Genomic DNA, 24,761 nt, shown 5'->3' with positions numbered 1-24,761 from the left:
TTCAGTTGTGGTCGGGGCCTGGCCGGCCCTCCCACGTAATGCTGTGGAGCGACTATCAGCCCTGGACCGTGATGCCCATGGAACGAGCGGTGCCGGCGATGATCTTCGCGGCCTGCTCGATGTCATTGGCATTGAGGTCTTCAGCCTTGGTCTTCGCGATTTCGCGCACCTGATCCATGGTCACCGAGGCAACCTTGGTCTTGTGCGGTTCGCCGGAGCCCTTGGCGACGCCGGCTGCCTTGAGGAGCAGCTTGGCGGCGGGAGGGGTCTTCAGCTTGAAATCGAAGGTCCGGTCTTCGTAGACCGAGATCTCGACCGGCACAACGTTGCCGCGCTGGGACTCAGTCGCCGCGTTGTAGGCCTTGCAGAACTCCATGATGTTCACGCCGTGCTGACCGAGCGCGGGACCCACGGGAGGTGCAGGGTTAGCCTGACCTGCCTGGATCTGCAGCTTGATGAGCCCGGCGAGCTTCTTCTTCTTTGGGGGCATCTCTAGTTCCTAGTTTCTAGCTTGGGTGTGTGTCTTGCGTCGAACAAATTGCAAGTTTTGGGGTGGTCAGATCTTCGCGACCTGGTTGAAGTTGAGCTCAACCGGGGTTTCACGACCGAAGATCGACACGAGAACCTTGAGCTTCTGCTGCTCGCCGTTGACCTCGCTGATGCTGGCCGGAAGGGTTGCGAACGGGCCGTCCATGACGGTGACCGACTCGCCGACCTCGAAGTCGACCTCGATGAGGGGCTTGCCGAAGGACTCGGACGGTGCCTCGCCTGCTGCGACGGCGGCCGCTGCAGCCTGCTGCTTCTTCTGCTCCTGCTGCGGGAGCAGGAACTTGACGACCTCGTTGAGGGTCAGCGGCGAGGGACGCGACGTGGCACCGACAAAACCGGTGACACCAGGCGTGTTGCGCACGGCGCCCCACGACTCGTCGTTGAGCTCCATGCGAACGAGGATGTATCCGGGCAGAACCTTGCGGTTGACCTGCTTGCGCTGGCCGTTCTTGATCTCGGTGACCTCTTCGGTGGGAACTTCCACCTGGAAGATGTAGTCGCCGACATCGAGGTTCTGAACGCGAGTCTCGAGGTTGGTCTTGACCTTGTTCTCGTAACCGGCGTACGAGTGGATGACGTACCAGTCACCCGGGGCGCGGCGCAGCGCAGCCTTGAGTTCGGCAACGGGATCCTCGACCTCGAGCTCGGCGGCGGGAGCGGCCTCGTCGGAGTTCTCGGCATCGTCGGAGATGACGTCCTCGGTCGCTGCAGCGTCTGCATCAGTGCCTTCGGCAACGTCTGCATCGGTGCCTTCGGCAACCACGACGTCTACTTCGGCTGCCGCCTCGGCAGAAACACGCTCTTCGGCCAAAGCCTCATTCGTGTCGTTCTCGGGGGTGCTCACTGGGGCACTCGCTTCCTCTCGTTACTCGGACCCGGGTCGGGTCTTGTCGCGCTCGCAGGCAAAGACGCCCGACTGCTACGGCGATCAGCCGAACAGCCAGGTGACACCCTTGATCACAGCGATATCGACGCCGCTGATGAAAGCGACCATGAAGACCACGAACGTCAGCACGACGCTGGTGTAGGTGATCATCTGCTTGCGGTTCGGCCAGATGACCTTACGGAGTTCTGCGATGACTTCGCGGAAGAATTTGCGCAGGCGCTTGAAGATGTTGTCCTTCTTCGCCTTGGGCTTCTTGCCGGGGTTCGTTGCAGTCGGCTTGGCCGAAGATGTCCGGGATGCCGTCCGGGCCGGAGTCTTCACGGTGGACGCGCTGACCGAGGCGCCGCGTGCAGCGCGCTTGCCGGTCGGCTTGTTGGAAACCCCACTGGATGCGGAGGGAGCCTTTTCGGCACCGTCCTTGTCCAACGAAAGATCGGAACGCGTAGTCGCGTCAGCTGCAGTGTCGTCGACACCGGTCGAATCGGTAGACGGTGAAGTCTCCGCATCCGAAGTGTCGGCGTCGCGCTTGGCGCGCTCCTCGCTCACGTCGTTCCTCTCAGTCGCTGGCATCCGGGGGCAGGGGCGACAGGACTTGAACCTGCAACCTGCGGTTTTGGAGACCGCTGCTCTGCCAGTTGAGCTACGCCCCTTTGGTTGACCTCGACAGGTAGACCCTGCCTGAATCAACCGTTCTGCGATCACACAACATACGCGCTACCCGAGGTGAATGTCTTGCAACATTCAGGGCAGCGCGCAGCGCTGAGGAATCCCAGAAATCTCAGTGTACTTCAAAGCCCCGGAACAAACACAATCCGCCCTGCGATCAGGCTAGACGGACCGTGGCAGTGGCACGACCGAAGATCTTCTTACCTTCGGACTTGGCCACAATTGCCAGTACTGCGGTCTTGCTTTCTTCGTCGATCGACTTCACCTTGGCGGTGAACTCGATCTCGGCAGCCTTGTCGGCTGCCACGATCACCGGGCTCGTGAACCGTACGTTGTACTCGGTCACTGCGCCCGGATCTCCCAGCCATTCGGTGACGTAGCCGGCACCGATGCCCATGGAGAGCATGCCGTGCGCGACGACGTCCGGCAAGCCGGCAAGTCGTGCGACCTCGTCACTGAAGTGAATCGGATTGGGATCTCCCGAAACACCCGCGTAGTTGGCGAGGTTTCCACGCGTCAGGGTGACGGACTTCTCGGGGAGAAGTTCGCCGACACTCACGTCGGAAAATTTACGAAGCGACATGCATCATCACGTCCTTGACTGCGTGGGCGATGTTCTCGTCCACTTCCCCACCCGTTCGAGCAACAAGCGTCGTCCACGTGGTGACGACGGCTTCGTCGTGCTGATCGGTGATGATGTTCTTGGTCACGATGATGTCGCTACCTGCGGCCTGCCTGAACGAATCCAGGAAGACGTCGCAGAAGAGTCGGTCACCGACCTGCATGGGCTTGTGCAGCACCAAGCGCTGATCGGTCTGAAGAATCTGACTCAAGTCGTAGCCTGTGACGATCTCTTCGAACAGACGTCGCTGAGCAATGGCACCCACGATGGCGACGAACGTGATGGGAGCGATCAGGCCGTCGTATCCGAGGCCCTTGGCTGCCGACTCGTCGTAGTGCGCGGGATGGGCGTCCTGGACGGCGCGAGCGAACTCGCGCACCTTCTCGCGTCCGACCTCGTAGAAGTCTTCGACACGATAGTGGTGACCGACCATCTGGACGGCATGAGCGGCCGGGTCCGTAGGGACCTCGGCCGCTGCCTGGTTCTCTTGCAAATCTGTCACGCGGTGAGACTCTCTTCTAGCTAGGACCCGAAGACGCAGGCCCAGAGAGGGTCTTCCGCGAAAATCGTCGTCCTGTTAAGGACTTACTACTTCGACTCGCGATGCGACTGGTGGGTTCCGCAGTTGGGGCAGAACTTCTTGAGCTCCAGGCGATCGGGGTCGTTGCGCCGATTCTTCTTGGTGATGTAGTTGCGGTGCTTGCATACCTCGCAGGCCAAGGTGATCTTGGGCCGAACGTCGGTCGAGGAGGCCACGGGATGCCTTCTTTCGGGTGTATCTGATTACGAGCAATCAGGGTGGATCATGCATATTGTGTAGCGGTGACCGGACTTGAACCGGCGACGCAACGATTATGAGTCGTTTGCTCTACCAACTGAGCTACACCGCCTCGGTGTCGAGTGTCGCGCGGAAAGCACGGCACCACAATCCAGCGAGCCCCCTAACGGAATCGAACCGTTGACCTTTTCCTTACCATGGAAACGCTCTACCGACTGAGCTAAGGGGGCGTGGCTCAGGAGCGCGTTGCCGCTCTCTTGAAGCCTCCGAAAGATTACACACGAACGAGCGCCAGCACCAAATCCGCTGGTCATCGGGGCAAAAATGGTGCCGGAGCCCATTGTTGCACCGATCGAGGCCGCTGGCGAGGGCTTTGCGGGAACCAACTTGACCCCGCACTCCCCCTGAAACCATCCCCCGGGGCCCATCCCGAGGCCCCTGAGCCTCCGACACCCCTGAGCCGAAGCCGGCGCCTGCGTCGCCAACGCGCGCTCGACCTCGGTACACGCACAAAAAAAGTCAGCCCCGACTCTCGCGAAGAGAATCGGGGCTGACTTGGTGTGGCAGATGTAGGATTCGAACCTACGTAGGCATAAGCCGACGGATTTACAGTCCGCTCCCATTGGCCGCTCGGGCAATCTGCCGTGCTTGCACCAGGCTTCGATCCGGCGCATTCGCAAGTATATCGCGACGTGCGGCGGCCGAAAACGGCTTCCTCGGTGCGGTGAGAAGAATACAACGAACACACCCCCATTTTGCAAACCGGGTGGTAACGGGCGGTGCCGACCCGATAACGTCGAGGTGTCCACCGGTATGGAAGGTGGGCGGAACTCGATGTTCGTGAACTACCGGAAAGCGGGAGTGTGAAGTGGCTGATTCGTCCTTCGACGTGGTGAGCAAGGTTGACCGTCAAGAGGTGGACAACGCCCTGCATCAGGCTGCCAAGGAGTTGACCACGCGTTTCGACTTCCGAAACACGGGAGCGTCGATCGAGTGGTCTGGTGAAGAGACGATCACGTTGAACGCCGACACCGAGGAGCGACTGCTGGCCGCCCTCGACGTGTTCAAGGAGAAGTTGATCCGTCGTGACATCTCGCTGAAGGCATTCGATGCCGGCGAGCCGGCGCAGTCCGGAAAGATCTACAAGCTGTCCGGAACCTTGGTCCAGGGCATCAGCAGCGAGAACGCGAAGAAGATCAGCAAGAAGATTCGCGACGAGGGCCCCAAGGGCGTCAAGGCGCAGATCCAGGGTGAGGAACTTCGTGTGAGCAGCAAGAAGCGCGACGACCTCCAGGGCGTCATCTCCCTGCTCAAGGGTGAGGACTTCGGGATCGCCCTGCAGTTCGTGAACTACCGGTAGTAGGGGCTGCGCCCCTGTGCGCCTTTTTGGTAGTTCCGACGACCAGAAAGGCTCACAGGGGCCGAAGGCCCCTACATCCCCGCCATCTTCTCCAAACGCTCGATACGATCCGCCATGGGCGGATGCGTCGAGAACAGCTTGCTCACCTTGTCCCCCGCTCTGAAGGGGTTGGCGATCATCAGGTGTGACTGCGCCGCGAGCTTGGGCTCAGGCGGCAACGGCGCGGCTGCCACGCCCGACTCGAGCTTGCGCAGCGCCGACGCCAACGCCAGCGGGTCACCGGTGAGCTCGGCTCCCGATTGATCCGCCTGGTACTCGCGAGAGCGCGAGACGGCCAGCTTGACCACGGTTGCTGCGATCGGTCCCAGCAGGGAGACGAGCAGCAGCGCGATCGGATTGCTTCCCTGCCCGTTCCCTCGGCCGCCGAAGATGCTCGCGTACATCGCGAAGTTGGCCAGGCCAGAGATGACGCTGGCCATCGCGCCGGCCACGGAAGAGATCAAAATGTCCCGGTTGTAAACGTGGGAGAGTTCGTGCCCGAGCACGGCACGCAGTTCGCGTTCGTTCAGGATCTGCATGATGCCGCTGGTCACGCATACCGCGGCATGCCGAGGGCTACGACCGGTGGCAAACGCGTTCGGGGCGTTCGTGGGGCTGATGTACAGCCTGGGCATCGGTTGGTGCGCCGTAGTGGCGAGTTCGCGCACGATCCGGTAGATCGCCGGTGCCTCGACCTCGGTGATGGGCTGGGCGCGCATCGATCGAAGCGCCAGCTTGTCGCTGTTGAAGTACACGTAGGCATTCATGCCGACGGCAAACAGAACGGATCCCCACAGAAGGAACGGGCTGTTGAACAGCGAGCCGATGAAGACGATCAGCGCCGACATCCCCACCAACAAGCCGAATGTCTTCGCACCGTTCGCGTAGCCGTGCAAACCGCTCACCTCTTGCCTCGCTGGAGCCGAAGGCTCACCCGAACTCCCCGGTGTATGCACCGGTTCTGTTCAGTCAACGAAGGACAGGGTCATCAGGGTTCCCACCCAGTGACTGTCGGGGTTTCCACCCGGTAGCCCCGATTCGCCGAGGTGTCAGCCGACTCGTTCGATCGTGTAATCGACGAGACGCACGAGCGCTTCGTTGGCCGGTCCCTGCGGGAGCTCAGCCAACTGAGCTTTCGCCGCGACGGCATACTCGCCCAGCTTTGCCTTCGCCTTGACCATGCCCGGCGAACGCTCGAGCAGTTCGAGAGCTTCTTCTACCAGGGCATCTTCGGTAACCGGGCCCGCGAGCAGCTCCCGCAGGCGATCTGCGTCGGCCCCTTCTTCGCGGAACGCGTACAGGACGGGCAGGGTGTGGACACCCTCGCGCAGGTCGGTGCCCGGAGTCTTGCCGGACTGCGCCGAGACGGACGAGATGTCGATGATGTCGTCGGAGATCTGGAACGCGGTGCCGACGGCGTCACCCAGGCGCTCGAGGCGCTCGATGTGAGCTGCGTCGGCGCCGGAGAAGGTGCCGCCGAAGCGTCCCGAAGCAGCGATCAGCGAACCGGTCTTCTCCCACACGACCTTGAGGTAGTGCTCGACCGGATCCTGCTCCTTCTTGACACCGATCGTCTCGCGCATCTGGCCGGTGACCAGTTCGGCGAATGTTTCGGCGATGATCCGAACGGCCTCGGGTCCGAGCGTCGACACCAGTCGTGATGCGTGCGCGAACAGATAGTCGCCGGCCAGGATCGCCACACTGTTTCCCCAGCGGGCGTTGGCGCTGGGTGCTCCGCGCCGCATGGACGCCTCGTCCATGACGTCGTCGTGATAGAGCGTCGCCAGATGAACGAGTTCGGTGACAGTCGCTGCGGTGATGATCGACGGATCGTTCGGCACCGGTCCGAGTTGCGCGGTCAGGATCGTGAACAACGGACGGAAGCGCTTTCCACCAGCTCGCGCGAGATGCAGCGCGGCCTCGGTGAGGAAGTCTTCTCCGTCGGACAGCTCGCTGACCAACAACTCCTCGACATCGGAGAGTCCACCACGCACTACTGCGGCGAGCTGTTCGTCGCCCAGGTCGATGCCTGCAACGACGGTGCTCGATGCGGTTGCGTCGGCAGCAGTCTTTTCGGTGCTCACGATGTCAGTACCCATTCCTGTCGTCAGTGACGGCTCGGTTCCCACGGTAGTGAACCTAGCGGTTCGCACTCGGGACGGCCTCGCCACGGTGGCGATCGCGAGCCTGGGAAGATGTGAGTGTGTCCGTAGAAGAGCAGTCCCCCGTCGTCGATTCGCTTCCGAACGAAACCGACATTGTGGTCATCGGCGCAGGTCCCGCGGGTTCTTCGGCCGCTGCATGGGCCGCCCGCAGCGGCCGAGACGTCGTCCTCGTGGACGCTGCCGTCTTCCCGCGAGACAAGACTTGTGGTGATGGACTCACTCCGCGCGCCGTGGCCGAACTGGATCTCCTCGGCCTCGGCGAGTGGGTTCGGTCACATACGACGAACAAGGGCCTGCGGTTGTCCGGCTTCGGACAAGAACTCGAACTCGAGTGGCCGGGGACGTCGTTCCCGCCGATCGGCAGCGCCATCCCCCGCACCGAACTCGACGACGCCATTCGCCGGTGCGCCGTCGAATCGGGCGCGGTCATGGTCGAGGGCACCAAGGCCGTCGACGTCGAACTCGACGGTGATCGAGTAGCCGCCGTCGTACTCGCCGGCCCCTCGGGACGCAGCGCTCTTCGTTGCCGGACGCTGATCATCGCCGACGGCGTTCGCTCGACGCTCGGCAAGAAGCTGGGACGGCAGTGGCACCGGGACACCGCGTACGGCGTCGCGGCACGCGCTTACGTCGCGACGCCGCGCAGCGCCGACCCGTGGATCACCTCGCATCTGGAACTGCGGGACGCGGAGGGCACGTTGCAGGCGGGGTACGGCTGGATCTTCCCGCTCGGTACCGGCGAGGTGAACATCGGCGTCGGGACACTGGCGACGTCCAGGCGCCCGGCACCAGGTGCCCTGCGACCCTTGCTGGACCTCTACACCGATCAGCGCCGAAGCGAGTGGCAGTGGAGCAGCGAAATACATTCCGTCGCTTCGGCTTTGCTACCCATGGGTGGAGCCGTTTCCAACATCGCCGGACGCAACTGGGCCGTGATCGGCGACGCCGCAGCGTGTGTGAACCCGCTCAACGGTGAGGGCATCGACTACGGCCTCGAAGGCGGACGTCTGGTGGTCGAACAGCTCGGCGCCGACGATCTGACGGAGCTGTGGCCGACCGTGCTTCGGGAGCACTACGGGCAGGCGTTCTCGGTCGCGCGCCGGCTCGCAGGCCTGCTGACGGTTCCGCAGTTCCTGCCCGCGTCGGGTCCGATCGCGATGCGCTCACGGGCACTGATGACGGTCGCCGTTCGGGTGATGGGGAACCTCGTCACCGACGCCGACGTCGATCTGACGGCGAAGGCCTGGCGGGCGTCGGGGGCCGCGTCGAGAAAGATCGACTCCCGGCCGCTGTTCGGTTGAGCAAGTGCTGTGCGCCTTTATTAACCGCCGGGGGTTGATAAAGGCGCACAGCAGTTCAGGCAGTGGCGTAATGCAGCGCCACGATGCCGCCGGTGAGGTTGCGCCACTTGACGTTCTTCCAGCCGGCAGCCTCGATCTTGCGGGCCAACTCTTCCTGGGTCGGCCAGGCGCGGATCGATTCGGCGAGGTACACGTAGGCGTCGGGGTTGCTGCTGACGGTGCGTGCGACCTGCGGGAGCGCCTTCATCAGGTACTCCATGTAGACCGTGCGGAAGGGCCCGAAGACGGGCGTCGAGAACTCGCTGACGACGAGACGTCCGCCCGGCTTGGTGACGCGGGCGATCTCACGCAGTCCGGCTTCGAAGTCGGAGACGTTGCGCAGGCCGAAGGAAATCGTCGCGGCGTCGAACACGTTGTCGGCATAGGGCAGGTACATCGCGTCACCGGCGACCATCGGAACTTTGCGCGAGATTCCGGCCTTGAGCATGCCCTTGGAGAAGTCGGTGGCGACGCACCAGGCACCGGAGCGCCCCAGTTCGACGGTCGAGACTCCGGTTCCGGCGGCGAGGTCGAGTACCTTCTCGCCCGGCTTGAGGTCGAGGGCTTCGCGGGTGGCCTTGCGCCAACCCTTGTCCTGGCCGAAGGACAGCACGGTGTTGGTGAGGTCGTATCGCTCCGCGACGTCGTCGAACATCGACGCGACTTCGTGCGGTTGCTTCTCGAGAGTTGCTCGGGTTCCGTGTGTAGTGGCCACACCCGAAACGCTACCAACCCTCGGGCAGCGAGGGCGTTCAGGCTGCTCTGGCACCCGTTCGCCGCCCGAGGCCCTGCACGTCCTCGTAGTGACGGAGCAACTCTTCGCAGATTGCCGGCCAGGTCCGGTGCAGCACCGAGCGCCTCGCCGCGGAGCCGAACTGCACCCGCAGATCACGCTGACGAAGTGCGTCGACGGCGCTTGGCAGGAGTTCGGTGAACCGGTCCGTCGGCAGGAGGTAGCCGTTGCGGCAATGCGAGATCAGGTCACGCGGTCCGCCGGCGTCCGGTCCGACGACAGGCACACCACTCGCGAGGGCTTCCTGAACCGCCTGGCAGAAGGTCTCGTGCTCGCCGGGGTGAACGAATACGTCCAGGCTCGCATAGGCGTCGGCCAGCGCGGTACCGCCGAGTTGTCCGGTGAAGATCGCGTCCGGCATCAGTCGTCGTAGGTTCTCGCGATCCGGGCCGTCTCCGACGATCACGATCTGCACGCTGGGATCGGCCGTCAGCACGGCCAGTCGCTCGACGTGCTTTTCGGGCGCGAGGCGACCGACGAAGCCGACCACCAACCGGTCGCTGTCACCGATCCAGGACCGCCGCAACACCGAGCTACGACGCGAAGGCGCGAATCGTTGCGCGTCGACGCCGCGGGCCCACCGGTGGACACGCGGAATGCCGTGCTCTTCGAGGGCGTCGACTGCCGACGTGGAGGGCGCGAGGGTCCTGTTGCAGCTCTTGTGGATTCGACGGGTCCACGCCCACGCGGCGCGGCTGGTGACGCCGAGCCCGTAGCTTTCGGCAAATCCGGCGACGTCGGTCTGGTAGACCGCGACGGTCGGGATCCCGAGCCGCTTCGCGACGGCCACTCCCCCGGCGCCGAGCAGGAACGGTGACGCCAGATGGACGACGTCGGGCGCGAAGGTCCGCACGGCCGTGGTCAATCGTGGTTGCGGCAGGCCGACGGGAAGTGAACTGACTTTGGGCACCATGACGGCTGGCACCCGAACCACCTGAACGCCTTCGTGTTCGGTGGCGGCAGAGGTGTCGGATCCGACAGTGTCCGGCGCAATGACCATGGCGTCGTGGCCAGTGCGATCGAGGTGTTCGAGCACGCGTAGTACCGAGTTGGTGACGCCGTTCATGTTGGGCAGGAATGACTCCGCAACGATGGCTACTCTCACACCGAGAACGGTGACAGGGCCAGGAAAAGTCCACGTCATGTTCGTGTGAAGTTCGGGCGAAGCGCGAACTAACTCGAGGCGACCGGCGCCGAACTTGCCGCCTGCGCTTCCCGCTTACGCAGGTACCAGATCGACGGTCCAGCCAGGAGCCACGTCACGACGATCACCGATCCTGCCGGGATCAGCGCCACCGTCGCGTTGCGTCCCGCTACCCGGACCAAATCAGGGTCGGCTTTGGAGTACTCCACCTCGATGCGTTGTCCCACAGTCAGATTGGTGGGGTAGAGCACGCCGAGTTCAGGGTTGTGGTTGGCGCCGTCCGGTGTCACGAAGCTGATCGCCGAACGTAGCGAGCCTGCCGAGAGCACCTCGGCAGTTGCGGTCCCCATGTTCGATTCGATGGTCCGATCGTTGCGCCAGGCACCGAGAACCAGGATCACCGCGAGCACGGAAATGCCGACCGCAACCACCAGTACGCCGATGCGGAGACGACGCAGAACCGTTTGCGTCACAGCTGTGCCCGCACGGAAGCGTGGAGTTCGCGCAGCCCACTACGATCCGTCGCGACCTCGAGCACACGAATGCCGTTGGCCGGTTGCGCCAGCGTCGTTGCCAGGGCGTCGACGGTGACCGCTGCGTGCGGCACGCGGTAGGCCGCGCACAGCGCAGCGAGGTCCATGCCGTGTGGTGTTCCGAACACTCGCTCGAAGACGCCGGCGTACTGCGGGTCGCCTTGTTCGAGGAGCTCGAAGATACCGCCGCCGTCGTCGTTGGCGACGACGATGGTGAGGTCGCTCGGCCTCGGCTCACCGGTCCCGATCAGCAGCCCGGAAGCGTCGTGCAGGAATGTCAGGTCGCCCATGAGAGCGACGGTCCGGCCACCGTCGTACGCCAACGCGGCGCCGACCGCCGCCGAGACGGTGCCGTCGATACCTGCGACGCCACGATTCGACAGCACCCGCACGGCGGGCTTGGGATAGCTCACGAGTGCCGCGTCGCGAACAGGGTTGGATGCGCCGAGCAGAAGCTGGTCGCCGTCCGCGAGAGCATCCATCACAGCAGCAGCCACGTGCAGGCCGGTGGCCTTGGGGTGGGCGTCGAGTTGCTTGCGGACGGCAGTTTCGGCGTGTTCGGTCAGCGCGGCACATCGAGCGATCCAGGCGGGATCGGGAGTCCCGGTGACCACTGCTCTGGTTCCGGTGGCGAGTACGTTGCCGGATACGTCCGGCCAGCGCGGCCCGGTAGTCAGCGCGTAGACGTCGACGCCTGGGTCGGCCAGCACCTTCGAGACCTGACGATGCAACGTCGGGCGGCCGGTGATGATCGCCTGCTTGGGCTTGAGTTGCGAGAGCGCGAGTGGATGCAGTGCGATCCCGTGCATCGGAGCCGTCGGCTCGGCCACGGTCGGCAGGCCCGCCAGCTCAGGCCGAAGCGCACTACCGTGTCCGGAAATGACCACCGTATCTGCGGTGAGATCCAGATCGACGGGAACGTCGAGCGTCGCATTCTGGGTGGTGGTCCAGGCCGCACCGCCGGGACGGCCCTCCGGGACCGGTCCCTGCACGTGCACGTCCGGCACCAGCGGCTCACGAAGTGGAATGTCGAAATGCACCGGACCCGCGTTTCCGGATCGGGTTCCGCGGGCAGCGGCGAGGACCCGGCAGACCGCCGAGCGCCACTGGCTGTTCTGCGTCGAATCGTCCTCCGCCAGGCCCAGGCTGATGGTTGCGCGGACTTGACTGCCGAAGAGCCCGAGTTGCTCGACGGTCTGGTTGGCGCCGGTGCCGAGCATCTCGTACGGCCGGTTGGCGCTCAGGACCACCAGCGGCACTCGCGCGTAGTTGGCCTCGAGGACAGCGGGTCCGAGATTCGCGACGGCGGTCCCGGAAGTCATCACGATGGGGACCGGTCGTTTCCCGGCGATTGCCAGTCCGAGTGCCAGAAAGCCTGCTGTCCGCTCGTCGATCCGCATGTGCAGACGCAACCGGCCGTCGAGATCGGCGGCCTGGAGGGCAAATGCGAGGGGCGCGTTGCGAGAGCCTGGACACAGCACGACTTCACGCACGCCACCACGAACCAGTTCGTCGACGACGGCTGTGGCTTGTGCAGTGGACGGATTCACGCCTTCAAGAGTGTCAGATGTTCGGGTGCAAGCATGCCCAGGGGCGGGGACAGCGGCATTATGTGTGGGTGCGCACACTCTTCGATCCAGCCGAGCTCGAACCCCGCCGGTTCTATCAGTTACTCACCGCTTCGGTGGTCCCCGGCCGATTGCCTGGGTGTCCACCCTGTCGGCGGACGGCGTCGGCAATCTGGCTCCGTACAGCTTTTTCACCGTGGCAAGTTCGGCGCCGCCGATCGTGCAGTTCACGTCGGTCGGACGCAAGGACAGTCTGCGCAACATCGAAGCGACCGGCGAATTCGTGATCAACCTGGCGACTGCCAGGCTTGCCGACGTGGTGAACCAGAGTTCCGCCTTCTACGACGCCGAGGCCGACGAGTTTCTCGAGTTGAACATCCGTAGCGAGCCGAGCGAGCGGGTTCGCCCCGTCCGGGTCGCCGACTCCCCGATCGCCATCGAATGCACGCTCCACCAGGTCGTCGAGGTCGGCAATTCATTTGTCGTGATGGGAAATGTGGTGGCGGTCGCAGTACGTCCCGAGGCTGTCGCCGACGACGGCCTGCCGGACTTCGCGGCAATAGCACCGATGAGCCGACTTGGCCGAGCGCAGTGGGGTCTTCCTCCCGAAGTCGTCGAAAAGGACAGACCCACCACTCCACAGCGACCGTAAATCAGGTTAGGGTTACCTGATTAGGTACGAGTAACAGATAATCAGGGAGCAACCAGTCATGGCCAAGCGCGCCAAGTTCGTGAAACCGGCCTCACGCAGCATCGTGTCGGCGCAGGTCGTGGCGAACAAACGAATCAGCCCCAGCTTCATCCGGGTGACCATTGCCGGCGAAGAGCTGTCCACCATCGCTCCGATGGGTGCCGATCAGTGGTTCCGCATGTTCATCCCGCAGGTCGGCCAGAGTGAACTCCGGTTGCCGAGCGCGGCCAGCAATCTCTGGTATGCGCAGTACCTGTTGATGTCCAAGGACACGCGACCCGTCGTGCGCAACTACACGATTCGCGCCTACCGTGCTGCCGGATCCGGTCTCTTCGGCGAGACCACGGAGATCGACATCGACTTCGCTTATCACGGCGACATCGGCCCGGCATCCGCGTGGGCGGACACCGCGTCGGCCGGCGACGAGGTCGCCCTCTTGGACGAAGGCTGCATCTACAACCCCACACCCGAGGCCAAGTGGCAACTGCTCGTCGGCGACGAGAGTGCACTTCCCGCGATCATCGGCATTCTGGAATCCGCGCCCGCAGACCTGCGTGCCGAGGTCTTCGTCGAGATTCCGAACATCGAAGACAAGCAAGACATTCCGGAGTTGGCGAACGTCAACGTGCATTGGCTCGTTCGCGAGGACGAACACGCGACGCCGGGTGTTCTGACCCTCGAGACCGTCCGCGCCGCCGAACTGCCCGAGGGGCCGTCGTACACCTTTGTCGCCGGCGAACAGGCACTCACCACCGGGCTGCGTCGGCACCTCGTGAACGACCGGAAGTTCGCCAAAACCGACATCACCTTCACCGGCTTCTGGCGCCACGGACATTCGGCTCACTGACAAACGCACCGAAAACGACGAGTGGCCCGAGAGAAACTCCCGGGCCACTCGTCGTTTTACGTTCGCTTATGCAGCGTGCTTCTGGATCACATCGCCCAGACGCGGCAGAGCTGCAGTCACATGCTTCTTCGCCGAACCGCGCAGCTTCGAGTACATCGACTTGACGACGGCCTTGTCGCTACCTTCGATACGCTCGTCCGTCACCTCGAGGAGGGAATCGGCAACCGCGTCGCCGCGGGCGCTGATGAAATCGGCGAAGCTGCCTTCGCCGGAAGCCGAGAATTCCTGCCAGTACGGCTCGAGCTTTGCCACGAAAGCCGGCAGAAGCGCGGTGACGGCGTCCGGCACGATGGACGGGCTCACCTTCTTGACCGCGCCGTAGCCACCCTTGAGAGCCAGCCCTGAGGCCCCCGACTTATCCGAAACCTCTGCGTCGATCAAGGTCTGCACGTCCGCGACGACCGCGGGAACCCGTGATTCCTCGAGCAGGGTTTCGTTCAGAGCTGCAACCACTTTCGATCCCTTCATTCTTCACTGATGTTCATCAGGTCGCGCCCGAGACTATACGAAATTCGGCTGGTCCCTACTGCCGAGTATCCGATGGCAGCGCCTGGCCCTCTCCAACCACCAGTCGCGCCGGTCCGCGGGCGCGGCCAGCGTCTCGAGCAGAACCGGATCAGGCTCGACGGCACTCACCGACAAAGCACCGTCGACAGCTGCCCCGGTGACCGCGACATCCCGGACGAACAGGCCGCCCGTGCCGAGGCCGCAGGCAAACGGAAGCGAAGGCAACGCTGCCGCGGCCGCCAGTCCCGCGGACATCCCCACAGCCGTGTCCAGCGCACTCGAGACCACCACCGGCACCCCGTAGTCCGCCAGCTGCGCCGACAGCGCCACCACAGCACGCATTCCGCCCAGCGGGGGCACCTTCACGACGGCGACGTCCGCTCCCCCGGCTCGTACGACGCGCAGCGGGTCCTCGGCACGGCGAATGCTCTCGTCGGCAGCGATCCGCACACCGGTCCCCGCGGCGCGGACCCTGACCAGTTCCTCGACGCTTGCACACGGCTGCTCGGCGTATTCGAGTTCACCGGCATCGGTGATCGCTCGCAAGGCCGTGATCGCCTCGTCCACGCTCCACCCGCCGTTGGCGTCGACGCGCACGTTCGGGATGTGCCGACGCACCTCGTTCACCCGGGCGACGTCCTGCGCCAGCGACTGTCCCTTCTCGGCGACCTTGACCTTGGCTGTCCGGGCGCCGGGGAAGCGCTCCAGCAATTCCGGAACGGCAGACGCGTCGATCGCCGGCACGGTCGCGTTGACGGGAACTGCGTCACGAAGCGCAGGCGGCGGACCCAGCCACGCCGCTTCGATACCCGCGAGCAGCCACTGCGACGCCTCGTCGTCGTCGTACTCGACGAAGGGGGCGAATTCTCCCCACCCGGCCGGGCCGCGAACGAGCAGGGCCTCACGAGTCGTGATGCCGCGAAAGCGAACTCGCATCGGTAGTGCGAGCACCACGGCGTCCGCGATCAGATCGTCGAACGAGGGGAACATGTCAGGGCTGTCCCGGAAGCAGTTCGATCATGAGCGCCTCACCGTCGGCGAGGAGCTTGCCGTCGAGATCGGTCAGGCGCGCGCTGACAAAAGTCTTGCGACCCTCGACCCGATCCACCTGCCCCTCGATCACCAGTTGTTGATTGAGCGGAGTGATCGCGCGGTAATTGATGTGGAGGTAGCCGGTGCGGGAGATCGGACGGCCACCCGCGTGGACCGTCATCCCGAAGACGTCGTCGAACAGCAAGGGCAGGACACCGCCGTGAGCGGCGCCGTTGCCGCCCAGGTGGTAGCGGCGGAAGACGCCGGTACTGCGGACTCCTTCGGTGTCGAACTTCTCGACCATCCACGGGAGCATGAGGAGGCTGCCGCGTCCGGGCAGTTGGATGTTCGAGCCCGCGGGCGACTTGCCTTCCGGGACCTCGTACGGAGTCAACCGATCGGCAAGCTCCTCGGCTTGCGTAGCGATGTCTGCGAGTACGTCGTCGGGAACATTGGTCGAGACGGCAAGGTCCTGCAACCTGCGCATCGCTTCGACGAAGCGGCCGAAGTCCGGACCTGCGGGAGTGTGCCGGAACCGTGGAAATCCGCCCCGCTTCTCACCGTCTGTGACGATCTCCGTGCCGTCTGCGGTTTGTTCGCTCATGACCTGCACGTTAGCGCGCCCGGGAACGTGTTCTACCTCAGGTATCCGTTAGACGCGCGAGCCGTGCCTCTATCGTGGCTCAGGTGACCTTCAACCCGCAGCTCTGGCGCCCTGTCCCCGGATTCGAGAACCTCACCGACATCACCTACCACCGGCATGTCAGCCAAGGCACCGTTCGCGTCGCCTTCGACCGACCGGAAGTGCGTAATGCGTTCCGCCCGCACACCGTCGACGAGTTGTACCGCGCGCTCGATCACGCCCGGATGACCTCCGACGTGGGAGCGGTGCTCCTGACCGGCAACGGACCGAGCGAGAAGGACGGCGGTTGGGCGTTCTGCTCCGGCGGAGACCAGCGCATCCGTGGTCGCAGCGGCTACCAGTACGCCGAAGGTGAAACGGCGGACACCGTCGACAAAGCACGCGCCGGGCGCCTGCACATCCTCGAGGTCCAGCGCTTGATCCGCTTCATGCCGAAGGTCGTGATCTGCCTGGTCAACGGCTGGGCTGCGGGCGGCGGCCACAGCCTGCACGTGGTGTGCGACCTGACGCTCGCCAGCCGCGAGCACGCACGGTTCAAGCAGACCGACGCCGACGTCGGAAGCTTCGACGGCGGCTACGGCAGCGCCTATCTGGCAAAGATGGTGGGCCAGAAGTTCGCTCGCGAGATCTTCTTCCTGGGTGAGACGTACACCGCCGAGGAAATGCATCAGATGGGCGCGGTCAACAAGGTTGTCGACCACGCTGAACTCGAAAACGTCGCGATCGACTGGGCCGGCAAGATCAACGGCAAGTCGCCGCAGGCACAGCGGATGCTCAAGTACGCGTTCAACCTGCAGGACGACGGGTTGGTCGGCCAGCAGCTGTTCGCCGGTGAGGCAACACGTTTGGCGTACATGACCGACGAGGCCGTCGAGGGTCGTGACTCGTTCCTCGAAAAGCGTGATCCCGACTGGTCACCATATCCCTGGTATTTCTGACACAGTAGGTGCGAGAGGGAGGTCGGACGTGGAGATTCTGAGCAGTCGGACGATATTGCGCCCGAGCGAGTACGAACGAACGCTGAGCTTCTACCGAGACACCCTCGGTCTGGCGATCGCTCGTGAATATCCCGGCGGCACAGTCTTCTTCGCCGGCCAAGGGCTGATCGAAGTCGCTGCGCACGGCGGCACCGGCGAGGGCGGCTTTCGCGGCGCGATCTGGCTGCAGGTCCGGGACCTCACTGCCGTTCAGACCGAACTGGTTCTCGCCGGGGTCAAGATCGCGCGCGAGGCAAGACAGGAACCGTGGGGTCTACACGAGATGTGGATCGCCGACCCGGACGGGACACCGATCGTGATGGTGCAGATCCCGGAGGATCATCCCATCCGACGCGATTCCCGGCCACCGTCCGCGTAGTCGAGACACCGCATTAGCCGAGACACCGCTGTAGCCGAGCAATGACAGATGCCCGCCACGACTTTCGTGGCGGGCATCTTTCGGTTCTTCACAAAGATCAGTTGCGCGTGCTCAACGCCTGCGAGATCTGATCTGTCTGTGCCTGACCCTCGAGCAGTTGGCGAACCAACCACAGCCGCAGCACCTTTGCCACCGATGCGGCCAGGAAGAGAGCGGCACCGACCACTGTCAGGGCGAGGAAAACCACGGTGAGGATCTGGTACGACACCAGATCCCGCAGGTCCGAGAGCGTCAGCGAAGAGATGTAGACGACGAAGGCGCCGACCACACCGACGACCATGAGCACCAGGCCCGCGATGCGCGTCGCCGCGTCGCCGCCTGCCTGCTTCTTGTCCAGCTTCAACTCTGCGATGTTCTTCTTGAATTCCTCACGGCGATCTTCGGCGAGAGTAGTCATCGTCATCCTCCTAGATAACTGGTAGAAAGTTCGTTTTCGATGTCGTGTGGATCGCCGGTCTTGACGACGCGTCCCTGCAACATCAGTGCGGCCGAGGTCGCGATGGGCAGCACCGCTCGCGCGAACTGCTCGGCGACGAGAATGGAAATGCCTTCGGCTGCAAGCGAGCCGACGACGTCGTACATCTGCGAGACGATTCGAGGTGCGAGACCCATCGACAGCTCGTCGAGCAGGAGCACCGTCGGGTGAGTGCCGAGTGCCCGTGACAGCGCCAGCATCTGCTGCTCACCACCGGACATCGATCCGGCCAACTGTCCGCGCCGCTCCCCCAGGATCGGGAACCTGCCGTACGCAACCTCTTCGAGTTCGGCCAGCCCGACGCCCGTTCCGGTGGCGATCCACAGGTTTTCCCGCACAGTGAGGTTGGCGAAGATCCCGCGTCCTTCGGGGATGGAGCAGACCCCCAGCCGAGCCAACTCCGAAGGCTCGACTCCGTTCACGACCTGGCCCGCGAGCCGGAACTCGCCGCGGGTGACCGGAAGGACGCCCGAGCAGATCTTGAGCGTCGACGTCTTGCCGCCACCGTTGGGTCCGAGTAGCGCCACCACGGCGCCCGGTTCCAGAATCAGGTCCACCCCGTGCAGAACTTCGATGGATCCGTAACCGGCGCGGACACCGGACAGTTCGAGCAACGGTTCGGCGCGGTCGGGGCTGCGTATACCCTCGTCGATTTTCGCCTCGCCAATTTTCGCTGAAGTCATACCGCCTCCTCCTCGGTCCCGATGTAGGCCGCGATCACTTCCGGATCCGTCCGGATCTTCTCCGGATCACCCGAGGCGAGGACTGCGCCGTAGTCGAGCACGTGGATGGTCGAGCACACTTTCATCACCAGCGGAATGTCGTGCTCCACCAGACAGATTCCGAGTCCACCCGCAGCAAGTTCGGTGAGCATCTCGGCAAAGACCTCGGTTTCCTGCTCCGTCTGACCCGAGGCCGGTTCGTCGAGCAGAAGCACTCGCGGATCGGTCATGAGCGCCCGTGCAACTTCGACGACGCGGGCGCGTCCGGTGGGGATGTCCGCGACGTCCTTGTCCGCGACATCCGTCAGCCCGGTCAGCTCCAGCAGACGATCCGTCTCGCCATCCACGTCGATCTTGTTGCGGCCGTTCGCCTTGTGGATGTCTCCCGCGACGCGCAGGTTGTCACGCACCGACAGCGAGACGAACAGTTCGAGCCGCTGGAAGGTACGTGCCAGCCCGCGACCCGCCCGCTTGTGCGGCGGCAGCTTCGTCACGTCGACGCCACCGAGGAACACCTGACCGGAGGTGGGTTTCTGCAGCCCGGTGATGGTGTTGAAGAGCGTCGTCTTGCCGGCACCGTTCGGTCCGATGAGTCCTGTCACGGTGCCGGGTTGCACGGTGAGCGAAACGTCCTTGACCGCGACGTGTCCACCGAAACGAACGCTCACACCGCGCGTTTCGAGAAGTGGTGTATCAGACATGGACGGTCAACTCCTTCGGCGAGCCACCCTGGTACTGAGGAATCCCCAGTTCGCGGTCGATCTCGTCACGGATCTCGGGGCTGTAAGGGACATCGATCCCGATGTCCTCGGGAACGACTGTCGCTTTGGCGGCCAGTTCCTCCGGAGTGAGAACCGCGCTGGGCATGACCATCTCACCGATCACCGGCAGCATGAACACCACCGCGATCGTGATGGACGCGAACCACCAGTTGCCGAGTACACCGGTCAGAGCAAGGACGTAGGTCAGCAGAACGACTGCGGCGCCGCCGATCAGAACAGGCTTGGCACCGGCGAGCCGTCGGTAGCCCTCGATCACGCTGTGGACCGTTCCGCTGGGGTTCGCGCCGACGCCGATGCCGATCAGTGCCGGGCTGACTGCCGCGATGTTGCCGAAGAGCAGCCACATTCCCTCCAACTCCGGTTGCGCCGAAGCCAGATTGGTGAACGAGACCATGATGACCGCAAACCCGATTCCGGCCATCAGTCCACCGAACAGGGCGCCGGTGACGTATCCGATACCCGCGACGACGGTCAGCATGAGCAGCGAGAGGCTGACCATGATGGCAAAGCTCTCGCCCGAGACGGACCCCATGGCGCTCGACATCAGAATGCCGCCGAGACCGGCGATCCCCGAAGAGATCATGAAGACGCTCAGCTTGAGCCGAACCAGGCTCTGTCCGAGCATGGCCGAACCGGCCGGGCTGTCCTTCATCGCCGCGAGTCGGCGCCCGTAGCCGCTGTTACGCAACGCGATGACGCCGACGCCGAGTATCGAGAACAGCGCGGTCACGGTCATCAGGAACACCGTCTCGTTGCTCAGATCGAGCGGACCGATCTTCAGCGGAGGGAGGGCGATGTTCCCGTCCTTGAACAGCGAGTACTTCATGCCGAACATCTCGTGTTCGGTGGTGTCACGAAGAACCATGTTGGAGAGGAACACTCCGAAGGCCATGGTTGCCAGCGCGAGATACAGCCCTCTCAGCCGCAGCGCCGGTAGGGCGACGAGGCCACCGATCACGGCGGTGACGAGGACTCCGACGACGATGCCCCACAGGTTGAGGTGCGCAGCCAAACCGGAACCGGAGATCCCGAAGTGGAAGGCCACGATGGTAGCGATAGCGCCGAAAGACACCGGCGCCAAGTTCAATTCACCCGCGTAACCGGTGAGGAGTGTGAGCGAGAGCGCGATGATCGCGAACGTCATTCCGATGGTCAGTGTGGTGACGGCGGAGGTCACCATCAGCAGACGGATCAGGTACACGATGACGATCAGTGCCACGCCCCAGACGACGGCCTTGCGCACGCTCGGAACGTGGTACCGCTCACGGGTGCGAGTGACCGCACCACGCAGGCGGTCCTGAGGTAGGACGATGAGTACGACGAACAGCGCGATCATAGGTAGGGAGACACGGAAATTCGACGTCCAACTCCAACTTGTCGGGAAGTACGCCAATACGTACGTACCGGCAAGCCCGAGAACCACGGCGCCGACAAACGTGCGTGGGATGCTGCGCAACCGGCCGAACATGGCCGCGGCAAACGCGTCGATCACCAAGAGTGTCAACATGTTCGCCTCGAGTGTGCCGCCACTGATCGGGGTGATCAGGATGCCGGCCAGGACTGCGAGCGTCGAACCCATCGCCCAGGACAGTGCCGCAAGACGCTCCGGATTGTGGCCGTTGAGGCGCAACAGTTCCGGATCGTCGACGACGCCGCGCATCGCGACACCGGCGCGGGTGCGCGTGAACAGGATGCGCAGGCCGACGGCGATGGCGATCGCAACGAGGATGCAGATCAACTCGTGGTAGCGGATGCTCGCGCCGAACACCGTGATCTTGGACTGGTCGCCGAAGAACATCTGCATCGTCCGAGCGGTCTCGGGGTGCCAGAACCAGTGCGAGATCGAGAGCATTCCGAGCAGGATCGAGACCGTCACAACGATTTTGGTGACCTCGGCGGTATCGCGCAGACCCTTCATGATCAGGACGTAGAGGCCGAGGCCCATCAGTGGCCCGACCAGGACGAGTGAAACCAGCAAGGCGACGAAAGTGGGAAGTTCCCAGCCGTAGCGCAACTGCCAGTAGATGAACGCACCGAGCATTGCCTGTGCACCGTGCGCGAAGTTGAAGATGCCTGACGTGTTGTACGTGAGTACCAGCCCGGAGGCGGCGATCGCGTACACGGACCCCAGGACCAGGCCCAGGATCGTGAAAGTGACAAAAGTGTTCATGGCTGAACCCTCGTTAGGGACTCGGGCGGCGGTTGGCGCTCGCCGCCCGAGTCGGAAGAATCAGGACTGCGGCTTGATGACGTTGGCGTTCTGGTACTTCGTCGACACGCGGTCAGCGCCGAGTTCGGTTCCCCAGGTGCTCTTGTCGGTCGCGACGAGGTACTTGGGGTCACACTTGAATTCGCCCGCGGTGGACGGGAACGCCTGCGAGTAGGTACTGCCCTTCAGCGAGGTCATGAGTCCGCAGGTGGCCGGCATGTTCTTGCCGGGATCGGTGACGGCATGCAATCCGCCGCCGTCCCACTCGTGAATGTTCGAGAGTTCGTTCACCATGCACTGACGCGTCAGATCGCTACCGCACTCGTCCGCGGCGGCCGCCCACAGTAGGAACGACGACGCCGCCTGCATACCGAGGAGCGCGGTCTTGCCACCCTGCTCGGAGACCAGATCCACGTACTTCTTCACTGCGGGCACCTTGTCCGCGTTCTCGAGCATCTGGAAGGTCATGCCCGCGTTGAGGTTGTCGAGCAGTCCGGTGTCCTTGTTCCAATCGGAGACGGTCGCGCCGTACCAGGTGGCTTCACCGAAGAAGACGGGATCGATCCCGACCTGGTCGAGGGCCTTCACGAAGTTCAGCTCCGACGGGCTTGCCGATCGTGACGTCCAGATCCCCTTCGCGCCGCACTCCTTGTACTTCTCGGCGAACGGCACATAGCTCGATTCCCCCTCGTAGTTGAGGGTGACGCCGCAATCCTTGAGCTTGAAGCCCGCAGCCTCGGCGATCGAGCGAATCTTCGTGGTGGAGCTGATGATCGTGGGCATCGTGCTGTTGACGACGTCGAAGTCGTTCACCAGATCGGGGTGCATCTCGGCCATCTGGAACCACTGCGAACCGTTCGCGTAGTCGACCGGGAACGGGACACCCTGGAATGTCATCGGTCCGTTGGCTGCGTCGGGTGACACGGTGAAGCCTGGCACGGACACCAGGTTGCACGCGACACGCGTCTGCTCGGCGGTCTGATCCATCGCGAAGCCGTTGCCGACCATCATGAACTGGCTCGCGCACGCTTCCTGCATGACCGAGTTGGCCTGCGTCATCGCGGCGTCGTAGTCGGTACCGACAACCTTGCGGCCGTTGATGCCGCCCTGATCGTTGCACCAAGAGATGAGCGCGTTCACCGCATCGCTCATTTCCTTGTTCAGCCCAGGAGACTTCACATAACCGCGGTCGTCACCGAACCCGATCTTGATCTCGGTGTCGCTGACGCCTTGATCGGTTGCGCCGGTGGCGTCGCCTTCACCACAGGGCGAATCGAGGGTGCCGAACTTCGCGTCGGATGTGCTCGACGCAAGGTCTGCGCTGACGCCGGGTCCGCCGACAGCGACGGCGTAGGGATCGTCACCACGATTCGATGCGCAGGCTGACGCCAGAACGGCGGTCGCGGCGAGTGCCACGATCAGCTTCGTGGACTTGTTGGGCTTCACGGTCGGAGCTCTCCTTCTCACTGACAGACACCGAGAAACAGGGGTGAAACCCCTGTTCCGGTGCGCTCGGTGCCCGTAGGTAATCAGCGTTTAAAACGGTCCGAATGTGCCTTCCCGGTGAGTGAGACCAAAAAGTGAGGTCCCACACAGGGTTCCGATTTCGTGGCGCTGAACACATCGCGAACGGCAGCGCCGCAGCCCACGCGCGGGGACGTACTCCGCGGAGCCCCTGTTCGCATCCCGTTCGCTGTACTTTTACGCGTTCGATACGCACAATTCACGTTGTGACCGCAGAGCTCGTAATCCTCCTGGTGGTAGTTGTCACCGCCCTCGCGTTCGATTTCACGAATGGTTTTCACGACACCGGTAACGCAATGGCCACCTCCATCGCGACCGGAGCACTCAAGCCCAAAGTTGCGGTCACACTTTCCGCGATCCTGAACCTGGTCGGTGCGTTCCTGTCCGTCGAGGTCGCTGCGACCGTGGCCAAAGGCGTCGTCAACCTCGGCGCGGTCAGTGGGCAGGATCTGCTGCTGATCGTCTTCGCCGGTCTCGTCGGCGGAATCATCTGGAATCTGGCGACCTGGCTGCTCGGATTGCCGTCGAGCTCCTCACACGCACTGTTCGGCGGATTGATCGGCGCCGCAATCGCCTCCATCGGTATGGGCGGCGTCGAGTGGGGTGGAGTTCTGACCAAGGTCGTCGTCCCCGCGATCCTCGCGCCGGTCGTCGCGGCCCTGGTCGCAGGCGTCGGTACCAAGCTCGTGTACCGAATCACCGCATCCGTCAAGGAAGACGAGCGTGAGCGCGGTTTCCGTTTCGGCCAGATCGGCACCGCCTCGCTGATCTCACTTGCGCACGGCACCAATGACGCCCAGAAGACTATGGGCGTCATCTTTTTGGCCCTGGTCGCTCACGGCACCATCACCGCCGAGACCGAGATGCCGTTCTGGGTGAAGTTCACCTGTGCCGTCGCGATCGCTCTCGGCACCTACCTGGGCGGTTGGCGCATCATCCGCACCCTGGGCAAAGGCCTTGTCGAGATCGCCGCGCCGCAGGGTCTGGCAGCCGAAGCGTCGTCCGCCGCCATCATTCTCACGTCGAGCCACCTCGGACTCCCCCTCTCGACCACCCACGTCGCCACCGGATCGATCCTCGGTACCGGCATCGGGCGCAAGGGCGCCGAGGTCCGCTGGGGCGTCGCAGGCCGGATGGCCGCCGCCTGGTTGATCACCTTGCCGTCGGCCGCAGTGGTCGGCGCCATCTGCTGGGCACTCGCGCATCTGATCGGCGGCCTGGCCGGCGTGCTCGTCGTCTTCGCTGCCCTCATCGCGTTCGCGATCTTCATGTACCTGCGTTCGCGTAAGGAACCCGTAGACGCCGCCAACGTGACCGCCGAATGGGACGAGAATCCGGATGCGACGGCTCGCGAGATTCCGACTGCTGATCCCACTCCGTCCACCGAACCCACTCGCAACTCCTGAAAGG

General features: G+C 63.8%; 26 protein-coding genes, 4 tRNA genes and 1 pseudogene. 7 read left to right on the top strand and 24 right to left on the bottom strand.

From position 1 onward, the window contains the following. Positions 1 to 55 precede the first annotated feature (55 nt). The 10 genes from rplK to EHW12_RS08445 all read right to left on the bottom strand — a co-directional run bounded on the left by rplK (position 56) and on the right by EHW12_RS08445 (position 4,145). Positions 56 to 490 (bottom strand): 50S ribosomal protein L11, encoded by a 435-nt coding sequence (rplK, locus tag EHW12_RS08490; RefSeq protein WP_003941896.1) that lies wholly within the window; start codon positions 488 to 490, stop codon positions 56 to 58. 66 nt (positions 491 to 556) lie between these two features. Continuing rightward, positions 557 to 1,393, bottom strand: coding sequence for a transcription termination/antitermination protein NusG (gene nusG, locus EHW12_RS08485; protein WP_003942049.1), 837 nt, complete (start codon positions 1,391 to 1,393; stop codon positions 557 to 559). A gap of 84 nt (positions 1,394 to 1,477) precedes the next feature. Beyond that, entirely contained in the window at positions 1,478 to 1,981 is a 504-nt protein-coding gene (gene secE, locus EHW12_RS08480; RefSeq protein WP_164490555.1) for a preprotein translocase subunit SecE, read from the bottom strand. A gap of 31 nt (positions 1,982 to 2,012) precedes the next feature. Beyond that, a tRNA-Trp gene (locus EHW12_RS08475) sits at positions 2,013 to 2,085 on the bottom strand. Positions 2,086 to 2,258: 173 nt separating this feature from the next. Then, positions 2,259 to 2,684 carry a (3R)-hydroxyacyl-ACP dehydratase subunit HadB gene (gene hadB / locus EHW12_RS08470; RefSeq protein ID WP_003941909.1) on the bottom strand — a complete coding sequence of 142 codons (426 nt, stop codon included), beginning with the start codon at positions 2,682 to 2,684 and terminating at the stop codon, positions 2,259 to 2,261. After that, a complete protein-coding gene (hadA, locus tag EHW12_RS08465) occupies positions 2,671 to 3,225 on the bottom strand; it encodes a (3R)-hydroxyacyl-ACP dehydratase subunit HadA (protein WP_125050492.1) in 555 nt (184 codons plus the stop codon). The genes hadB and hadA overlap by 14 nt, the downstream gene beginning before the upstream one ends. 86 nt (positions 3,226 to 3,311) lie before the next feature. Further along, positions 3,312 to 3,479 (bottom strand): 50S ribosomal protein L33, encoded by a 168-nt coding sequence (gene rpmG, locus EHW12_RS08460; protein WP_003941903.1) that lies wholly within the window; start codon positions 3,477 to 3,479, stop codon positions 3,312 to 3,314. A gap of 61 nt (positions 3,480 to 3,540) precedes the next feature. Next, positions 3,541 to 3,613, bottom strand: a tRNA-Met gene (locus tag EHW12_RS08455). A gap of 45 nt (positions 3,614 to 3,658) precedes the next feature. Next, positions 3,659 to 3,731: transfer RNA gene (locus EHW12_RS08450), tRNA-Thr, on the bottom strand. Between the two features lie 331 nt (positions 3,732 to 4,062). After that, positions 4,063 to 4,145, bottom strand: a tRNA-Tyr gene (locus EHW12_RS08445). Positions 4,146 to 4,369: 224 nt separating this feature from the next. Here EHW12_RS08445 and EHW12_RS08440 point away from each other — a divergent pair. Further along, positions 4,370 to 4,861: a YajQ family cyclic di-GMP-binding protein gene (locus tag EHW12_RS08440; RefSeq protein ID WP_125050491.1), complete on the top strand. Its 492-nt coding sequence runs from the start codon at positions 4,370 to 4,372 to the stop codon at positions 4,859 to 4,861. A gap of 71 nt (positions 4,862 to 4,932) precedes the next feature. On the opposite strand, the gene htpX is transcribed toward EHW12_RS08440, so the two are convergent. Beyond that, positions 4,933 to 5,796, bottom strand: coding sequence for a zinc metalloprotease HtpX (gene htpX, locus EHW12_RS08435; RefSeq protein ID WP_029254860.1), 864 nt, complete (start codon positions 5,794 to 5,796; stop codon positions 4,933 to 4,935). Positions 5,797 to 5,949: 153 nt separating this feature from the next. Continuing rightward, a complete protein-coding gene (locus EHW12_RS08430) occupies positions 5,950 to 6,999 on the bottom strand; it encodes a polyprenyl synthetase family protein (protein ID WP_037129929.1) in 1,050 nt (349 codons plus the stop codon). 98 nt (positions 7,000 to 7,097) lie between these two features. Between EHW12_RS08430 and EHW12_RS08425 the strand changes: the two genes are divergently transcribed. Then, on the top strand, positions 7,098 to 8,366 hold the full coding sequence (locus EHW12_RS08425; RefSeq protein ID WP_058227493.1) for a geranylgeranyl reductase family protein: 1,269 nt from the start codon (positions 7,098 to 7,100) through the stop codon (positions 8,364 to 8,366). Between the two features lie 55 nt (positions 8,367 to 8,421). Here EHW12_RS08425 and EHW12_RS08420 read toward each other — a convergent pair whose 3' ends face one another. The 4 genes from EHW12_RS08420 to menD all read right to left on the bottom strand — a co-directional run bounded on the left by EHW12_RS08420 (position 8,422) and on the right by menD (position 12,425). Next, positions 8,422 to 9,120: a demethylmenaquinone methyltransferase gene (locus EHW12_RS08420; RefSeq protein WP_003941879.1), complete on the bottom strand. Its 699-nt coding sequence runs from the start codon at positions 9,118 to 9,120 to the stop codon at positions 8,422 to 8,424. 37 nt (positions 9,121 to 9,157) lie between these two features. Beyond that, positions 9,158 to 10,303 carry a glycosyltransferase family 1 protein gene (locus EHW12_RS08415; protein WP_202975891.1) on the bottom strand — a complete coding sequence of 382 codons (1,146 nt, stop codon included), beginning with the start codon at positions 10,301 to 10,303 and terminating at the stop codon, positions 9,158 to 9,160. A 68-nt stretch (positions 10,304 to 10,371) separates the two neighbouring features. Then, on the bottom strand, positions 10,372 to 10,815 hold the full coding sequence (locus tag EHW12_RS08410) for a DUF3592 domain-containing protein (protein ID WP_007728471.1): 444 nt from the start codon (positions 10,813 to 10,815) through the stop codon (positions 10,372 to 10,374). Continuing rightward, positions 10,812 to 12,425 (bottom strand): 2-succinyl-5-enolpyruvyl-6-hydroxy-3-cyclohexene-1-carboxylic-acid synthase, encoded by a 1,614-nt coding sequence (menD, locus tag EHW12_RS08405; protein WP_058038142.1) that lies wholly within the window; start codon positions 12,423 to 12,425, stop codon positions 10,812 to 10,814. Before menD ends, EHW12_RS08410 begins: the two co-directional genes overlap by 4 nt. Positions 12,426 to 12,493: 68 nt before the next feature. Here menD and EHW12_RS08400 point away from each other — a divergent pair. After that, positions 12,494 to 13,095, top strand: a pseudogene (locus EHW12_RS08400) (flavin reductase family protein). Positions 13,096 to 13,153: 58 nt separating this feature from the next. Further along, a complete protein-coding gene (locus tag EHW12_RS08395; protein WP_042453072.1) occupies positions 13,154 to 13,981 on the top strand; it encodes a siderophore-interacting protein in 828 nt (275 codons plus the stop codon). A gap of 66 nt (positions 13,982 to 14,047) precedes the next feature. On the opposite strand, the gene EHW12_RS08390 is transcribed toward EHW12_RS08395, so the two are convergent. Genes EHW12_RS08390 through EHW12_RS08380 form a run of 3 tightly spaced genes read right to left on the bottom strand, consistent with a single transcriptional unit; the run spans position 14,048 to position 16,184 of the window. Continuing rightward, positions 14,048 to 14,494: a hypothetical protein gene (locus tag EHW12_RS08390; protein WP_003941973.1), complete on the bottom strand. Its 447-nt coding sequence runs from the start codon at positions 14,492 to 14,494 to the stop codon at positions 14,048 to 14,050. Positions 14,495 to 14,542: 48 nt separating this feature from the next. Beyond that, positions 14,543 to 15,538, bottom strand: coding sequence for an o-succinylbenzoate synthase (locus tag EHW12_RS08385; protein ID WP_065352136.1), 996 nt, complete (start codon positions 15,536 to 15,538; stop codon positions 14,543 to 14,545). A 1-nt stretch (position 15,539) separates the two neighbouring features. Beyond that, positions 15,540 to 16,184, bottom strand: a complete 645-nt coding sequence (locus EHW12_RS08380; protein ID WP_037129937.1) for a PaaI family thioesterase — start codon at positions 16,182 to 16,184, stop codon at positions 15,540 to 15,542. Between the two features lie 83 nt (positions 16,185 to 16,267). On the opposite strand from EHW12_RS08380, the gene EHW12_RS08375 reads away from it, so the two are divergent. Continuing rightward, a complete protein-coding gene (locus EHW12_RS08375; RefSeq protein ID WP_024487301.1) occupies positions 16,268 to 17,161 on the top strand; it encodes a 1,4-dihydroxy-2-naphthoyl-CoA synthase in 894 nt (297 codons plus the stop codon). A 28-nt stretch (positions 17,162 to 17,189) separates the two neighbouring features. After that, a complete protein-coding gene (locus tag EHW12_RS08370; protein ID WP_003941917.1) occupies positions 17,190 to 17,579 on the top strand; it encodes a VOC family protein in 390 nt (129 codons plus the stop codon). Positions 17,580 to 17,676: 97 nt separating this feature from the next. Here the strand turns inward: EHW12_RS08370 and EHW12_RS08365 are convergent, their stop codons facing one another. The 5 genes from EHW12_RS08365 to EHW12_RS08345 are packed head-to-tail and all read right to left on the bottom strand — an operon-like array spanning position 17,677 to position 23,273. Further along, on the bottom strand, positions 17,677 to 18,036 hold the full coding sequence (locus EHW12_RS08365) for a hypothetical protein (protein WP_003942018.1): 360 nt from the start codon (positions 18,034 to 18,036) through the stop codon (positions 17,677 to 17,679). A gap of 2 nt (positions 18,037 to 18,038) precedes the next feature. Next, a complete protein-coding gene (locus EHW12_RS08360; RefSeq protein ID WP_003941866.1) occupies positions 18,039 to 18,797 on the bottom strand; it encodes an ABC transporter ATP-binding protein in 759 nt (252 codons plus the stop codon). Then, positions 18,794 to 19,537, bottom strand: a complete 744-nt coding sequence (locus EHW12_RS08355; protein WP_003942056.1) for an ABC transporter ATP-binding protein — start codon at positions 19,535 to 19,537, stop codon at positions 18,794 to 18,796. Before EHW12_RS08355 ends, EHW12_RS08360 begins: the two co-directional genes overlap by 4 nt. Continuing rightward, on the bottom strand, positions 19,530 to 21,788 hold the full coding sequence (locus EHW12_RS08350; protein ID WP_125050490.1) for an ABC transporter permease: 2,259 nt from the start codon (positions 21,786 to 21,788) through the stop codon (positions 19,530 to 19,532). Before EHW12_RS08350 ends, EHW12_RS08355 begins: the two co-directional genes overlap by 8 nt. Before the next feature lie 60 nt (positions 21,789 to 21,848). Then, positions 21,849 to 23,273 carry an ABC transporter substrate-binding protein gene (locus EHW12_RS08345; protein WP_125050489.1) on the bottom strand — a complete coding sequence of 475 codons (1,425 nt, stop codon included), beginning with the start codon at positions 23,271 to 23,273 and terminating at the stop codon, positions 21,849 to 21,851. A gap of 284 nt (positions 23,274 to 23,557) precedes the next feature. Between EHW12_RS08345 and EHW12_RS08340 the strand changes: the two genes are divergently transcribed. Next, a complete protein-coding gene (locus EHW12_RS08340; RefSeq protein ID WP_007728486.1) occupies positions 23,558 to 24,757 on the top strand; it encodes an inorganic phosphate transporter in 1,200 nt (399 codons plus the stop codon). Positions 24,758 to 24,761 lie beyond the last annotated feature (4 nt).

Source organism: Rhodococcus sp. NJ-530, assembly GCF_003860625.1.
In the GTDB taxonomy this organism is placed as follows: Bacteria; Actinomycetota; Actinomycetes; order Mycobacteriales; family Mycobacteriaceae; genus Rhodococcus_F; species Rhodococcus_F qingshengii.
Note: the sequence above shows the minus strand (reverse complement) of the source record. Positions and strands in the feature narration are given on the sequence as shown.